The 13879-nt window shown below is 41.7% G+C and carries 11 protein-coding genes; 1 reads left to right on the top strand and 10 read right to left on the bottom strand.

Annotated elements, in window-relative coordinates; all coding sequences use genetic code 11:
* Positions 1 to 162: 162 nt before the first annotated feature.
* Positions 163 to 1326 carry an ArgE/DapE family deacylase gene (locus GM612_RS08805; protein WP_155432010.1) on the bottom strand — a complete coding sequence of 388 codons (1164 nt, stop codon included), beginning with the start codon at positions 1324 to 1326 and terminating at the stop codon, positions 163 to 165.
* A 171-nt stretch (positions 1327 to 1497) separates the two neighbouring features.
* Between GM612_RS08805 and GM612_RS08800 the strand changes: the two genes are divergently transcribed.
* Positions 1498 to 2346: a tyrosine-protein phosphatase gene (locus GM612_RS08800; protein WP_173021257.1), complete on the top strand. Its 849-nt coding sequence runs from the start codon at positions 1498 to 1500 to the stop codon at positions 2344 to 2346.
* Between the two features lie 697 nt (positions 2347 to 3043).
* On the opposite strand, the gene GM612_RS08795 is transcribed toward GM612_RS08800, so the two are convergent.
* The 9 genes from GM612_RS08795 to GM612_RS12490 all read right to left on the bottom strand — a co-directional run.
* On the bottom strand, positions 3044 to 4342 hold the full coding sequence (locus GM612_RS08795; protein ID WP_173021256.1) for a CapA family protein: 1299 nt from the start codon (positions 4340 to 4342) through the stop codon (positions 3044 to 3046).
* Between the two features lie 171 nt (positions 4343 to 4513).
* A complete protein-coding gene (locus tag GM612_RS08790) occupies positions 4514 to 5359 on the bottom strand; it encodes a MetQ/NlpA family ABC transporter substrate-binding protein (protein ID WP_155432007.1) in 846 nt (281 codons plus the stop codon).
* Between the two features lie 28 nt (positions 5360 to 5387).
* Complete coding sequence (locus tag GM612_RS08785) at positions 5388 to 6539, bottom strand: ArgE/DapE family deacylase (protein ID WP_155432006.1); 1152 nt, start codon at positions 6537 to 6539, stop codon at positions 5388 to 5390.
* Between the two features lie 21 nt (positions 6540 to 6560).
* Positions 6561 to 7262 (bottom strand): methionine ABC transporter permease, encoded by a 702-nt coding sequence (locus tag GM612_RS08780; protein ID WP_155432005.1) that lies wholly within the window; start codon positions 7260 to 7262, stop codon positions 6561 to 6563.
* Positions 7259 to 8341, bottom strand: a complete 1083-nt coding sequence (locus GM612_RS08775) for a methionine ABC transporter ATP-binding protein (RefSeq protein ID WP_155432004.1) — start codon at positions 8339 to 8341, stop codon at positions 7259 to 7261. The genes GM612_RS08780 and GM612_RS08775 overlap by 4 nt, the downstream gene beginning before the upstream one ends.
* A gap of 515 nt (positions 8342 to 8856) precedes the next feature.
* Entirely contained in the window at positions 8857 to 10239 is a 1383-nt protein-coding gene (locus GM612_RS08770) for a M20/M25/M40 family metallo-hydrolase (RefSeq protein WP_155432003.1), read from the bottom strand.
* Between the two features lie 469 nt (positions 10240 to 10708).
* Positions 10709 to 11581 (bottom strand): SDR family NAD(P)-dependent oxidoreductase, encoded by an 873-nt coding sequence (locus GM612_RS08765; protein ID WP_155432002.1) that lies wholly within the window; start codon positions 11579 to 11581, stop codon positions 10709 to 10711.
* Between the two features lie 88 nt (positions 11582 to 11669).
* Positions 11670 to 12266: a hypothetical protein gene (locus GM612_RS08760; RefSeq protein ID WP_155432001.1), complete on the bottom strand. Its 597-nt coding sequence runs from the start codon at positions 12264 to 12266 to the stop codon at positions 11670 to 11672.
* A gap of 451 nt (positions 12267 to 12717) precedes the next feature.
* A partial coding sequence (locus tag GM612_RS12490; RefSeq protein WP_246147676.1) for an Ig-like domain-containing protein occupies positions 12718 to 13879 on the bottom strand: 1162 nt, incomplete at its 5' end.

The following is a 13879-nucleotide window of genomic DNA, read 5'->3' as shown; positions in this document are numbered from 1 at the left end:
CCTCACAAATGTAGGATGATTGCCAATTAAAAATGCAGTCTCCTAAACTGCATTTCAAACTTTACAGGCAATCGAATACTTAAATTCTACCGCAAGTTGAGGAACAATCAATGGTGAATCATCTTAGGCTGTGTTGCTGATTGCTTTGGGTGGCGAATTTGACTAGTTTGATTCGTTTAAATACCGACTGAACAATTCAACGTAAATGTCAGTGAAGTTCAGAAACATCTGCTGGCTGACGTATTCATCAACTTGGTGAACGGAGTTGCTGCCGGGGCCAAAAATCGCTAGTGGAAAATCTTTTCCCTTCCCGTGCAGCAGGTTCGAGGCGTCTGTGACGGCTGGTAAAGGTACCGCCTTAACCGGATTTTCGGCATAGTGATTACCAATTTCTTTGATCAAACTGATCAAAAATGAGTCACCAGTCGTCTCAATGGCAGGCTGTGACATATAAATATCCAAAGAGATCTTGGCACCACGGGAATTTTGCTGGTCCACGAGCGCTTCCATCTGCTTTTTGACCGCATCGTTATTGAATTCTGGCACCGTTCTGACGTTGATTTCAGCGCTGGCGGATTCCGGAATTGAATTAACCTGATCGCCACCATTAAAAATAGTCGTGTTAAAGGTCAATTGACCCAGCAAAGCACTCTTTTTATCGGTTTCTCGAAATGCTTGATTGGCCTTTACCAGTAAGTCAAGCAAGGGGTCGATTGCATTGTAACCCTGTTCAGGCATCGAGCTGTGGGCCGCTTTACCTGCTGAGGACAGCCGCAGATCCATGGATCCCTTATGAGCATATGCCACGTCGTAACCGCTTGGTTCACCGATCACCAATGCATCGACATCATTCATGTAGCCCTCATCCGCAAATTTACGCGAGCCAAGTTCGCCAACCTCTTCACCCATCGTTGCCATTAGTCTGATTGTTCCTTGCTTCAACAGGCGATTCGTCTTGATTTCAATCAGTGCGATGACTAAGGCTGCCAGTCCCGACTTCATATCGGCTGCGCCACGACCGTACAGTTGGCCGTCTTTTTTCGTTAACTTAAATGGGTCGGTATGCCACTTTGTCTCATCACCGGTGGCCACGACGTCCATGTGTCCGGACACCCCTAAAACGGGATGACCGCTGCCGATTTCAGCAACTAGGTCCGCACGAGTATCCGTAATCGGAAGTATTTTAGCCTCGATATCATATTGTTTCAACAAATTCTGAATGTATTTAGCAACGTCTATTTCATGGTCGTTGACCGACTTGAATGCCACTAGATCACTTAGAATTTTAACCTTCTGTGCGGCTGACATTTTAAAATCATCACTCATCATGAAACCCTCCTATTAATTTCCGAATCCAGGAAACTGACTCCTTTTAAAGCTTAACATGCCAAATTTACTTTCAGTTTAAATCTGCCGTTTAAAATTCCCTTATTAAGGCATCTAAACTTGTCAGCAGCAGGCTAATTCGGTACAGTATAGGAAATGAAGGTGAAACGATTGAAAAAACGACTATTTATTTTAATGATGCTGCTAGGGCTAACGGCGGGTTGTGCCATGCCAATTCATACCACACCGACAACGGCGTCCTCTAATCATCACATCATTAGATTGGCTGGGGTCAATAACGCTCGTGATTTAGGTGGCTATAAAACAGCGTCAAAACATCGGGTGAAATATCGCCGGCTATTACGGTCATCAAAGTTAGCCAACCTGACCCGCACTGGTCAACGCACACTCAAGGGAAAATATCATTTAACTGAGGTCGTGGATCTTCGAACACCAGCTAAAATTAAAAGCGTCCCTGACGTTAAGATCACGGGCGTCAAGTACGTCAAAGACCCAGTCGTTTCTGATAAAACGCTAGCAAGTGTGAATCGAATTGCGCGCTCAAGCGGGTCTAAGTCTATGATCAGGTTATACCAGACATTTGTGACGACGAAACAGGCTCGTCACGCTTACAGGGAACTTTTTAACATTTTATTAGCCGCCCCCAATAACAAAGCCGTTTTATGGCACTGCAGTGAGGGTAAGGATCGCACCGGGTTCGCCAGTGCGCTAGTCCTAACCTCACTAGGGGTGCCGAAAAAAACCATCTTTCAAGATTATCTGGCCTCCAACAAAGCCAATCGGACCGCAATCAATCACCAGGTCTCAATCATGAAAAGGGAACGATATTCAAGCGCAGCTATAACCAGAAAGCGCGATACCTTATTGGTTAAGTCAAGTTACTTGAACGCGGCTTATCAAGCGGCCGATAAAAAGTACGGCTCGCTCCACGGGTATTTGACCAAGGGATTAGGCCTATCAACTAAGGACCTGAAACGATTAACCACTAAATTTGAATAGTCAAGATGTCGCCATCACCTTGGGTCGGATTATTGTGCCCATTGTAATTTAAATACTTGCAGCACCAAAGCACCTTGCAGTCGTTTGCAAGGTGCTTTTTTAGTTCTATAAATTAATTTCGGCAGCGTTTGAAACTAACCAACCCCCAGAAAACCTATCAGCAATCCGAGACCAACGAATGCCATTGTTGAGTACTGAGAGTCAATAGGTTGCGGTAATTTTTGTGATTGACTCCCTGGCGGCTTGGTAGCTGGTCATTCGCAGTGAGGGGATTTGTGGGTTCATTTCGGACGTGTCATTTGGGCGCAAAATTGAATCACTGGGCGGGCTTTTCGCTATGTTAGTACAATTGATTATCGCCTGTGCAATCATCATAACTGCAGCAGTATTCCCAGAATTAACAATCATGTCTGCTTTTACAGTCAATGGCGTCGTTACCAACAGGCCACTAAGCACAGCAGTCGAAATTAAAAGATGTTGTACAATATGTTTACTATTTATTTTTATTCCCCCTAAAATGGGGTTCCCAGAATCGGACAATTACATTCTGTTGCCTGCCTTTTTAACACACGCAGGTCTAAATTACTCATAACGGACAAGTAAAACTTTATGCCATAAAAGTTGTAACTTATTTAAATAATGATGCATCAAAAAAGATGCTCATACTTAAAATGTAAGAGCATCTATTGATGTCGGACTATAATTGGATAACGGCACTATCATTATCAATTTTTACATTGGTTCCAAAGGGTTCTGACAGGTCAGCAATTCGTTGTAAAATTTGACCTTTATTAGAAACGACTGGCCATCCCTTTCGTCCGTCAGAAAGTTTATAATCAAAGCCTAATTCGACGGGAGTTAATTTTAACTCCGTCAAACGGTCATCTGCCATAGTCCACTGTGGAATAACAGCCTGATAAAGTTTAGGATCCACTTGCATCCCTCTTGTATAACCGGCCCATTGTGCATTAAATAAATCCTTAATAGTTGAATCCGATGGTAAGTCATACATTTCAAAATAATCGGCTGGAGCTTTAGACATACTTTGAATGTTCAGTATAAAATCACCAAGAGAATAAAAGATTGGCCTATTCTGATAAATTTCGATTCCTCTTAAAGTATGGGGGCCATGACCCACGATTGCATCAGCACCATCATCAATGCAGTTCCGTGCAAACTGTGTTAAAAATTCGGGTATTGATTCACGGTCGTCCGTTTCCATTTCATGACAGTGAATTGAAACGATCACGAAATCCGCCTGATCCTTAGCCTCTTCAATTGAGCGACAAATCCGAGTCATGTCCTTTGAATCCACTTCAGTATGCTGACCAACACTTGATGAGATTTTAAAGCGGAAATCACCTAAAGTAATGGTGTCTTCAGCGACTTCTGGTAAAAAGCCTGCTGTTCTTAACAAACGATTGCCATCGTCCGCATGCGTATAATTTACAAGGCGTTTTAAAACTTTAGCATCCTCACGGGTCACAAAGTAAGTACTCTTGTGTCTCAATGGATTTAAGCCTGGTCTTCCCTTTAAATACACGGAGGCTGCCCCTGCAATTGCGGCATCATTGAATGAACTTGTAACCCCGATAACAGCTATTCGCCCATTTGCAGAATCATAATAGACTGGCTTGGATGCCTCCTGTAGATTACGTCCTGCGCCGGCTAATTTAATACCCGATTGATCCACGTAATCTAACGTTTTCAGTAAACCATCATATGAGTAGTCCATAGTATGGTTATTTGCAAAAGCTGTCATATTAAAGCCAAACTTTTTTAAATCATCCAAGACACTAGGATTGGCGCAGAAATAACCACCTCCGCTGTACTGTGAACCATATGACTCATATTTATGAACTGTAGTCTCCAAATTAAACTGACTAGCATCAGCGCCCTGACAAATTGCTTGAACTTTATTAAAACCCGGATAACCACCACGTGGCATGTTCCGTTGAATTATTGCGTCCCCAACTGCCACAAATGTTGTCTTCATTTTCATAACCTCCTACTAATGTTCTATTTAAAACCCTTTAAAATGAATTTTGGACACTATAGAAACCTTTGGGTAACGTACAGAAAATGCCACTGCTTTCATCACTTTTAAATCAGGAAAGCAGTGGCACTCCTTTTTAATCATAAAGGCACATTTATATTCATTTATCGTTTAAAACTTAATGTCCCAAGCTGAACGCTCAAGCTGTCCGTAACTCTTATTGATTTGTTTTTTAACAGCTTTAGTTTGATAAGCTTTAACAACGTCTTTGTACGCTTTTTTATTTCGATTCTTGCTTGTAGCAGCAATAACATTAAAGTATTGTTCATTTGTCTTGGTTAGTGGTTCTTTGTAGATCGAATACTTAAGGTTCACATGGTCAGTACTTGCAAAACCACCGTTTACAATAGCTGCATCTACATCATCAAGCTGACGAGCTGTCTGATTAGCATCAATCGGTGTAATCTTAAATTTTTTAGGATTAGAAACAATATCCGATGGCGTAGGTGTCTTTGAATTATTCAATTTGATCAAACCGGCACTTTGAAGTAATTCCAACGAACGAGCTTGATTAGCGGCATCATTATCAATCACAATAGTGGCACCACGCTTTAGATTTTTAACGTTCGATACCTTGTGAGAATATAGTCGTAACGGAGTAGTAACTGTATAACCAATTGAAACTAAAGTACTATTTTTATGTGCTGCATTCCAAACGTCAAGATATTGTTTCGTTTGGAACGAATTCAAGTCAATTTCACCATTTTGAACTGCCTTATTAGGCTGAACATAATCAGTGAAATCTCTAAATTTAATGGTTACATTATATTTATTCTTAGCTTGCTTTGAGACAACATCCCAGATTGACTCATCGGCTTTAGAAGGTGCAACTCGGCCAATAGTGACCGTTTGTGCTTTTTGTTTGCCGCTCAGGCTACCCCCAAAACTAAAGTAACCAGCAATTACAATTACTACAACCACAATAATTCCAATGATCCATTTTGTCGATCTTTTCATGACTTATTCTCCTCTGTTTTCTAAGCTTTTAATTAAAATAGTTCTTAACTGTATCTTTATATGTTTTTAAAGTTTCCAAATAGCTACTAATTGTCGTAAATTCATTAGTTTGATGAACCACGTTTGCATTATCAGGTCCAAGAACAACCACATCAATATTGGGATTGTCTTTGGTGAAGACGCTGGCATCTGTTGCACCGTTGTAAGTAATCAGTTTGACTTCCCTATCTTCATAGTCTTTGTCGGCAGCTTGTTTAGCAGCCTTGACTAGGCGACTAGTCTTACTTGTCTCAACAGGGTGCCAGCTATGCAGAACGTTAAAAGTTAAATCATAGTTGCTATTGGCATTGATGTCATCCACCGTTTTTTGAATAGTATCAATGACGTGTTGATTATCAAAAGCAAGAGTCGGCCGGATATTACCAAAGAGTTCACCATATTCCGGAATAATATTAACTTGATCCCCACCATTGATAAGCGTAACACTGTGAACTACTTTGCCTAAATAATCATCAATCGGTGCCCCATCAAAGATATGTTTTTCACGATTGTAATACTCGTTCAATCCATCCAACGCGTTAATTCCAAGCTGAGGCGTGGAGCTATGTGTAGACTTCCCCTTACTCTTAATCTGATAGTTGAAACTACCTGAATGAGCGAACACAACATTTCCATCCGTAGCTTCCCCAACAATCATAGCATCAACATCTTTGGCCGCGTGTTGCTCATTTAAATGATTGGCACCAGGAGTACCTAACTCTTCACCAGCTGTCACGATAAAACGAAGTGTGCCAGGTATCTTATAACCTTCTTTTACCAGCTCAATAAAAGTTAATATTTGAGCAGCCAAACCACTTTTCATATCCGCCGCACCACGCCCATATAACTTATCATCAACAATTTCAGCTCCAAAGGGATCGTGACTCCAATCGTCTGCATTAGGAACTGTGACGGTATCCTGGTGTCCAGTTAGTACTAGTACATCATCCGTCTTCTTCTCGCCAATTTCGGCAATTAAATTAGATCTACCCTTTTCGAATTCATCTATCTTATATGAAATACCATATTTATCAAAAAGGGCACCAATATACTTTGAAACCTCAATCTCATTACCATTTGGTGTATGAATCTTAATTAAATCCTGTAAAACTTTAATTCGTTCATTGTCTTCCTCACTCAATATATGACCTTCCTTTTTATATTATCGATGACTGTGACTGGTAGCCCGTGCAAGTGCATCACCCGAGAGTTGGACAATAACAACTAATATTAAAACTAAAAGCGTTGCAACAAGCGTGACATCATTTGAAAACTGGTTGTAGCCGTATGCAATGGCTGTATTTCCAAGTCCTCCGGCACCAATAGCACCCGCCATCGCTGTCAAACCAATTAGACTAATCAATGTAACGGTGGTAACCCTAATTAGTTCTGAACTAGCCTCTCGCAAATAAACATCAAAAATTAAATCTGACGTTGTCGCACCTAGCGACTGTGCAGCTTCGATTTTGCCTTGATCCACACTGGAAATAGCTGCCTGAACTTGTCGGGCGTAAAATGGAAATACACCTAATGAAAGTGAAACTAAAGCTGCGGTTGGTCCAATCTGAGTTCCGACAATTGCTTGGGTCACTGGTGCTATGAATGCTAATAAGATAATAAAGGGAATAGCCCGAAATACTGACACAATTTTATCGAAGATATTGAATAAGATCTTATTCTCAGCAATTCCATGCTTATCAAAGATGACCAGGCCAACCCCAAAGATCATACCAACAACGCCACCGAATAAAGCTGACCAAAGAGTCATGTATAAAGTTTGACCAATGGAAGTTAACCAGCCGTTTTGACCCAACCAGCCAAGATGTACAACGTTAGGCATCACGTGCGATAGCCACTGAATCATGCAATCACCTCCTTAGAATTATACTCATCAACGTCGACGCCCACCTGTTTAAGATAATCAACGGCATTCTGACGACTCTTTGCATCCCCTTTTAGAGTGACAAACAATGTTCCCACAGGCGTACCACGTAATTCATCTACATTTCCAAAAATAATACTAACTTCCACGTCGAACTTCTTATATAACGTGGCCGCTATAGGATCAACAACATCTTGGCCTGTGTAGGTGAGATGCACTAGTTCCCATTCCTCATGATTAAGATTTTCAATAGCATCCTTATCTAATAAATGAATAGCTTTGGCTAATTCGCCTTTAGTTCCTATCAATTCTTTCGTGAGTTCCTTTTGAGGATGGGTAAAGACGTTAACCAAATCCCCTCGTTCAATAATTTCACCTGAACTCATCACAGCAATTTTGTCAGCTACTTGTTTAACAGCTTCCATTTGATGAGTGATTAAAACAATTGTTAAACCTAGTTCTCGATTGATTCGCTTTAGTAAGTCTAAGATTTGAACTGTACTCTTAGGATCAAGAGCAGAAGTTGCTTCGTCCGAGATTAGAATCTCCGGATCATTTGCCAAGGCTCTGGCGATTGCAACTCTTTGCTGCTGGCCACCAGAAAGTTGTGCTGGATAGAAGTCTTTACGGTCTTCAAGGCCTACTAGCTTTAACAATCGAATAGCTCGGTCTGTAATCTCTTTTTCTTTCTTTTGACTATGACGCAATGCGAACTCGACATTTCTTAGCACTGTTTTTTCTTCCAAAAGGTTAAAGTGTTGAAAAATCATACCAATATTTCTTCGCTTAACCCTTAAGTCCTTAGCTCCAATTCGTTTGCTGACGGTATCATTTTTTTCAAATAGCACATCGCCATTAACTTCAACTTTACCGCTCGTTGGTAATTGGAGCAGATTAATAACTCGAACTAAAGTAGACTTACCCGCTCCTGAGTATCCAACCACACCGTATATTTCACCTTTATTAACCTGTAATGTGACATTTTTAACAGCCGTAACAGCGGTACTTGTCTGATTAAATAATACATTGATATTTTCTAGATTAATAATTGGTTCTGCCATTTAAACATCCCTCTTTTTCAAATTACAACTTATGAATTATATTTACTAGCTGGTTCCCGCGCACGATAAATCATCTACTCTTCTCCTCTTGTTCAATTACCAACTCTATAATTTATGATTTAAAATAAAAAAGTTTTCGTCCCTTTGTCATTTTGTATGACAAAGGGACGAAAACTCCGTGTTACCACCCTTATTTATAAGCCACTTTCATGGATTACCTCAACAGCACATTCATGCTTGGGATGCTAACGGATCCTGCCGGGTAAACAGCTTCCACCATTTACCATCCTCAAGAAGCTCATCTTCACCATCATTGCATTACCTCTTTCCACCCGCGAGGTTCTCTGAAAATGTTTTTTTGGCTACTCTTCTTCTTATCGATTATCAGTATATTAAATGTTAATGTGTCATTCTAATGATTGTAAACCTTTGTTTGTAAAGGTTTAAACAAGTTGTAAAATGAATAATTTAAAAATCAATTAATGCTCTATAATCAAATCTTAATCAAAATTCTTTTAGTTGTCAATGCTAATTTGCTTTTTATTAACAATACCTGACTCTTTGACTTTGTCAAAAAACTTCTCAATCATTTTGATACCTGAGTAATAGTCAGATATAAAAACATTCTCGTTAGGCGCATGAGCGCCTGAATTAGCATTTCCAATACCAAACGCTGCAACCGGTGCATTTAAATAATGATTAAACAAATATGAAGGACCAGTGCCTGCTGAAGTCGGCAAAACTTCAACTTTATCTTCACCGCCATAAACTTCTTGTGCTGTTGAAATTAATTTAGTTATCAAGGGAGCGTCCATATCGGAACGATAAGGTGTAACACCCATTGTATAATTTACATGGACATCCCCAAAACCATTTTGAACTAACTGATTTTTTACTTTTGCAGCAATATCAACAGGATCTTGCCCCGGCACTAATCTCATATCGAATTTAGCTACACCGTGTTTAGGAAGAACAGTCTTTACACTTTGTTCTTCATAACCACCGCTGATACCCTCAATATTAAAACTTGGTTCAAATAGATAAGCTTCTTTAATAGCCTCTAGGTTATCGCCTTGAATAAACGGATATTGTAATTTATATTGTTGCTTTATTTTATCAGCAGAAAAATACATCTTATGTGCAAGTTCTCTGGCTCTTTCTGAAGGTCTTTCAACACCGTCATAAAAGCCTTCAATGGCAATTTTTCCGTTTTTCCTTAAACTAGCAATACCGTCTATGAGATGCCAAAGAGCACCATCTATGATGGCTGCGTTCGATGAATGTAAATCACTGTTAGCTGAATCAGTCGATAACTCGAAACAGCTAATTCCCTTATTGCCACCAGAAATTACTAACTGCCCAATAGCATTCTTCGAACCTGACTCCCAAATAATAAGATCTGTCTGAAATAGTGAAGCATACTTTTTTAAATAGTATGACATTCCCTGACTAGCAATCTCCTCAGCACCTTCAACCAGAAATTTAATATGAACTGGTGGTTCACCATGTTCATCTAGATAATTTTTTAGGGCTGTCAATCTGACAAATAAATCGCCTTTACAATCAGCTATGCCTCGAGCCACCAGCTTGTCATCCTTCTCTGTCAACGTCCAAGGGTCGCTATCCCAAAGGTCAAGTGGTGTAGCCGGTTGAACATCATAATGATTATAAAAGAGAATTGTGGGAACGTCGTCTGTACTGGATTTAACAGGAAAGTCTGCGAAAACAAGGGGGAATTTTTGATCTTTAAAAACTTTGACTTGGCCACCAAGTTCTTCGAAGATTCCTTTTAAGAATCCTGCAGTTTCTGGAATATTTTTATGCTGGGCTGAAACGGAACTTAAGTGAATATACTCCACAAGTTTTTGCTGATAATTCTTGATATTTTTTTCTGACATATAAAAACTCCCTTCAGAATATTAAAAAAGTCCCTAGATTCCGATCAAAGAATCTAAGGACGATAACCGTGTGACCACCTAAATTTCCATTTTTCTCGCAAAAAATGGCTCTGTGAGTTACAGTTTGAACTCTAACTCTGTGTAAGAAATAACGGACACAAGCCCGCTAATAGCTCGGCATAACCTTACTACTAGATTCAACTTAAGAGACCATATTCGACGCCTTTTCTTTGCCTGCTTTCACCGCATACAAGTTCTCTGTAAAAGTTAAAGCATCTACTCATCTCAAAGAATTTTTAATATTCTAATATATTTGCCATAATATTAACATCTCAAAAATCATTGTCAAGCCTATTTTTTTGGATAAGCAATACTTCTCAAAATTAATTTCACAAATCCTAGTCTCCAAATAAAAAGATGGACCAACTGGCAGTCAAGTGCCCAATTGATTCACCAATAATGAACAAATCTACTTGTTCAAGCCGACTGCATCCATGCTGTAATCCCATAGTTCACGGGCGACTTTTTTGTCATATGACAAGTCGGACGATGCAATTGGATGGTTACTGCGAAGGTCAAAGTACCTTGCAGAGCCAGTGGCAAATTCAGAGTCGAACATCAAATTAACGATCATCTTAGCCGAATCGGCGGCTGTCGCAATGATATCAGCGTAATGTTCGAGCATCTTTGGTGTAAAGCGAGATTTATCCTTTGCCAAACCGGTTTCAATCATCAGCCCCGGGTTAACCGTATTTACCGCCAAAGGCTGGCCCGCCGCCGTTAACTGCCGGTCTAATTCATACGCAAATAAGATCATACATAGTTTGGAATACGAGTAACTCAGTTGGTCAGCACGGGGATTTTTACCCGGATGTGCCAAAACATCTGCCCCGGGCCAAGTGATTCCCTTCGGTGCATCATGACGATCACTGCTGACCGTGACGATTCGGCCATCCGTGGTCATCATTGGCAACAACAACTGCGTTAACAAAAAGTGCCCAAGATAGTTAGTTTCAAAGATATTATTGAAACCATCCGCCGTTTCGTGCACACTTCGGCCAGCAACGCCCGCGTTGCAGACCAACCCGTATAGCGGCATGTCTAATTTACGGAATTCTTCCACGAATGTCCGGACTTTCGCCAACGAAGAGGTGTCTAACTCCAGGCACAAAATGTCTGCACTAGGCACATCTTTAATGATTTCTTCTCGAGCTGCTTCCGCCTTAGACATGTTACGACACGCCATGATCAGCTGATAGTCTGGTTCTCGCTGTGCAATTTGCTTAGTGGTTTCAAATCCTAACCCAGAGTTTGCCCCGGTTACAATGACTGCTTTTCTCATGTTTTAGTCTCCTTTGATCTGCCAAGATAAAATTATCTTGTCTACTCGTTTATTTTTAAATCACGTATTTTAAAATCTAAACCTTTTTCTAGGCTGCTGGCCACGGTGCTGAAAGTTGCGGACCTAAACCTCGCCGAGCAAGGATCCAGTCGTCACCGTTCCACATCTCCGTCTTTTGACGCCCAGCTGAGAAATCCCAGTAACTTTCGCGCTCGAATTCAACGACTTGATTGTTGGGCCCCAGGCCAACCCATTCGTAACTGCCATCTTTGACTGTGTTTGCATATTTTGCCCACACTAGTGGGATAGTGACGGTCTCCCCATCATCGTTTACGTAGGTTCGCTCTTGATTCGTCAGGCTGCGTAACTGTTCCAACTCATTTCGATAAGTTGGGTCAATTTCCTGCCAGATTTGCTCCGCCTTGTCAAAGGCCTGCTTTTCGGTTGGCAACTTGCCGCTTTGTGGCTGCGTCAATGCATTATATGAATATAAATACCCATTTTCGCCGTAAATTACGGTGACATGCTCGCGATTCAATGCTTCCTCGGGTAAATTGGCGGGTTGGTAGCGTAACAAATGAACCTGTTGCCCGTTGCGCGGTACCAGTTGATCCACCACAACTTGGTAACCTGCTGGTATCTGTAGATCCGGATAAGTCCGATTCTTAATTTTTAATGGTGGCATAAAAGCCGTCCTTTCCAATTAACCAAAATCACCTGTGTACAGCCTTTGGAATACTAGGTTAATAGTTGATGAAGCTCAACAAGTGATTTGGTCTCTAAATTCAGCTTGTTTCACTCAATTATTTTCACTTGCAGCATTTATATTCGGAAATTTTTAACATCTTCCGTTCTGCAATGTAACCGAGTTTAACACATTAAGTATGCGACTGCATAGTATTTTACTTTATTTTAAAAAATTATTTTAAGTCAGTCCGTTGATACTTCTTCATCAGCGTCATTCTGTATGACTAAAAATCCCCTAACTGTGATCGTTAGAGGGTTTTTGTTGTGTAAATGCTGAACATTTGCAATGTGAAACGACAAAAGCCCTTACTCCTAATGAAGGAGCAAGAGCTTTTGCATTTATAAACCAGAATTAAAGTGTAAATGGAGATTCACATTAATCCTTTTAATCAGTCGCGTTTGCGACGCTTGTCAGCACCGGCAAAGCCTAAGCTTGCCAAGATGAGGCTAAGCAGTCCAAGAACACCAGCGTGGCTTTGATTCTCGTTAGTTTGTGGTAATTGCTTTTGAGCATTTGCATTACTGCTGTTACCATTGCCAACTAACTGTGAACTCGTGTCAGCTGCAACGCTCGAACCATTTGCGGTTGCACTGCCATTGGCTGAACCAACTGCAGAGCCACCATTCAAGCTTGAGCCGTTAGCGACACCACCGTTGGCCGATGAATCGTTACCACCATTAGTGTTGTTTGAACCAGAACCAGTGGTCTGATCAGCTGAACTTTCAACCGTCACAGTTGCGGTATCGCCAGCCGACGTTGTGATTGTTAATTGATCACCTGGGTTAACATCTTGGTTGCTAGAAACAGTGACTGTAAAGTGACCATCGCCGTCAGCTGTACCAGTAGCAACATTTTCACCGTTACTATTTGTGACTGTTACAGTAGCGTTTGGTTTAGTATTGCCAGTAACCGTGACCTTGCCATTATTGTCCTTCGTTGCTGATGGGTTATTGATCGTTGACCCATTATTGTTCGAAGTCTTGGTATTGCCAGTTGTGCTTCCACCTGGGGTCGTACCAGTCGTTGTACCGCCTGGGGTTGTACCAGTCGTGCCACCTGGAGTTGTCCCGGTCGTGCCACCTGGAGTTGTGCCAGTCGTACCACCTGGAGTTGTGCCAGTCGTACCACCTGGAGTTGTGCCAGTTGTACCACCTGGAGTTGTGCCAGTCGTGCCACCTGGAGTTGTCCCGGTCGTGCCACCTGGGGTTGTCCCGGTTGTGCCGCCTGGAGTTGTCCCGGTCGTGCCGCCTGGAGTTGTACCAGTCGTGCCACCTGGGGTCGTCCCGGTCGTACCACCTGGGGTCGTCCCGGTCGTGCCACCTGGAGTTGTACCAGTCGTGCCACCTGGGGTTGTCCCGGTTGTGCCACCTGGAGTTGTGCCGGTGGTGCCACCTGGAGTTGTACCAGTGGTACCACCTGGAGTTGTGCCAGTCGTGCCGCCTGGAGTTGTGCCAGTCGTGCCACCTGGAGTTGTACCAGTCGTGCCACCTGGATTAGTCGTATCCGTCGGAACCGTTGTCGTAACGCCCTTGCCACCGGTTGGTGTCACT

Origin of the sequence: Secundilactobacillus folii (assembly GCF_009720675.1) — a bacterium.
Classification (GTDB): Bacteria; Bacillota; Bacilli; order Lactobacillales; family Lactobacillaceae; genus Secundilactobacillus; species Secundilactobacillus folii.
The sequence above is the reverse complement of the archived record's forward strand: the minus strand, read 5'-3'. Positions and strand labels throughout refer to the sequence as shown.

Coding starts and splice junctions, on each gene's coding strand:
- GM612_RS08805 (WP_155432010.1), bottom strand. CDS start 1,326: ATGAGTGATGATTTTAAAATGTCAGCCGCACAGAAGGTTAAAATTCTA.
- GM612_RS08795 (WP_173021256.1), bottom strand. CDS start 4,342: ATGAAGACAACATTTGTGGCAGTTGGGGACGCAATAATTCAACGGAAC.
- GM612_RS08790 (WP_155432007.1), bottom strand. CDS start 5,359: ATGAAAAGATCGACAAAATGGATCATTGGAATTATTGTGGTTGTAGTA.
- GM612_RS08780 (WP_155432005.1), bottom strand. CDS start 7,262: ATGATTCAGTGGCTATCGCACGTGATGCCTAACGTTGTACATCTTGGC.
- GM612_RS08775 (WP_155432004.1), bottom strand. CDS start 8,341: ATGGCAGAACCAATTATTAATCTAGAAAATATCAATGTATTATTTAAT.
- GM612_RS08770 (WP_155432003.1), bottom strand. CDS start 10,239: ATGTCAGAAAAAAATATCAAGAATTATCAGCAAAAACTTGTGGAGTAT.
- GM612_RS08765 (WP_155432002.1), bottom strand. CDS start 11,581: ATGAGAAAAGCAGTCATTGTAACCGGGGCAAACTCTGGGTTAGGATTT.
- GM612_RS08760 (WP_155432001.1), bottom strand. CDS start 12,266: ATGCCACCATTAAAAATTAAGAATCGGACTTATCCGGATCTACAGATA.